Origin of the sequence: Paenibacillus rigui (assembly GCF_002234615.1) — a bacterium.
GTDB lineage: Bacteria > Bacillota > Bacilli > Paenibacillales > NBRC-103111 > Paenibacillus_S > Paenibacillus_S rigui.
On record NZ_NMQW01000097.1, the window covers coordinates 1 to 1,857 of the forward strand.

Here is a 1,857-nt window from a genome sequence, read left to right on the forward strand (position 1 = left end):
TTCCACCTTTCTTTTTGTCGGCAGCCTCAGATGTGGATAAGAGACAGTCCCACTATAAATTAATTTTTTCTTTCATTTGCTCCCGTTTTCTTAGAATTTCAACATCGACTATCTTAAGGGATGGAAATACTATGATTGCATGACATATTTTTCTGAAGGAGCCGGTGGCGGGAATAGAGCTTGGATGCCTTTTTCCAATCTGTGGACGCTCTCATATGATCGCACCGTGGATATCCACACCATTCCCTCGACGGTTTACCCTCCCATGTCACACTGGGTCTAAGCCCTCACATTCCTTCGTTCTACCTCTCAAGGGGTGGACGCCGCTTCTTGCTCCTTTACTGGGTCGTTGCCCTTATGGTTTAAAATCTGCGGCTGCTCCGTGCTTCTGTTGTCGTTGTTAAAGTCCTAGCGTTGAATGAAGCAAATGGCTTGAGATTATTTTAAGCAGCCATCTGAAGCTGGGACTGGCGTACCGGCCCTAAAACATCTGTTGCATTGTAACGAATACGTTTTGTGCCCAAAGTATGGAGTACACGAATAAGCTTTCCACACAATGCCACGATAGATTGTTTCTTTTTGAGCGGATTGTGATTACGTTTCGTGTAATAGTGATGTAGCGCTTTAAACTCGGCGTTTTTAGCCACCATTGGCAGTACTGCGCGGAATAACAGCGCTCGAAGCCTTGACCGCCCACGTTTGGTAATGGTGGACTTGCCTTTCTTCTTTCCAGAGCTATTCTCCTTCAGATTAAAACCTGCAAGCCGTATGATCTGCTGTCCGTGTTCATACCCTTGCAGATCACCGACTTCCGCTAGAAAGCCAGCCAATGTGACGATGCCGATTCCAGGGACGGTTAACATTTCTTCAGTTCCTGGAATTTGCTCGAGCAGTTGTTCCACTTGGATCATAATCGCCTCGATCTGACGGCTAAACAGCTCATATTGCTCAAGCATGGCCGCTAGCTCAATCTTAGCTGCCGTTAGCCCTTCTTTAAGGCCAATGGTGGTTCGAGCCGCTTGAACCAACTTCTCTGCTCGTTTCATACCAACGGCCCGCTTAACGTCCTGTTTCCACCGTTTCAGGATCGCAGAAGCACCCTGCCTGATGATCTCTTGCGGTGTTGGAAATTCTGCAAGCGTAATGAGAGAGGCCTTTCCTTCCCAATCTTTGAATACCTGCTGATATTCGGGGAAGAAACGATCCAGCCAATTTTGAATCCGTCTCTGGACCTGTCCGAGCCCTACCATGATCTTCTCCCTCAGATTCATGAGAATACGTAAATCTGCATAAACTCCCTCCAGAAGATGGGGCTGCGTATACTTGCCGTTTCGAACGAGATCCGCGATGACTTTAGCATCTTTGTAGTCGTTCTTCGTCGGTGAATTGTCCTCGAGTTCTTTACTCTTATTCACGTGATGTGGATTGACGATGACGAGCTTGATTCCCTCACTTTTCAGGAATTCTGCTAGTGTAAACCAGTAGTGTCCGGTCGGTTCGATGCCGAAGATGACGTCTGTCTTGGCATGTTGCCGCTCTAGCTCCTTCATCCACGATACTAGCTTTAGCAGCCCTGCTTGATCATTATGAAACACACAATCTTTACCGAGTTCAAGGCCGCGATAGTCGATCCCGCGAGCTACGTGCGTTTCTTTGGCTATGTCCGCACCGACAACGAGAGCAGATTCGGTAATTTGTTCAATACGTTGATTCTGCTTCTTCGATTGTTTATACTTCATGGTAGAGCGTCCTCCTTTTAATTAGGGCTGAATGTGCACCATTCGAGACCCAGCATACAGGAGGCGCTTTTTCTTTTCAAACCTCAAATTAATTCATTACAGGAATGGCTCCTTTATT

Annotated in this window: 1 protein-coding gene; it reads right to left on the reverse strand. The window is 46.8% G+C overall.

Features of this window, described 5'->3' with window-relative positions; translation table 11 throughout:
- Positions 1-443 precede the first annotated feature (443 nt).
- On the reverse strand, positions 444-1,739 hold the full coding sequence (locus tag CF651_RS31800) for an IS110 family RNA-guided transposase (protein WP_094018882.1): 1,296 nt from the start codon (positions 1,737-1,739) through the stop codon (positions 444-446).
- Between the last annotated feature and the right edge of the window lie 118 nt (positions 1,740-1,857).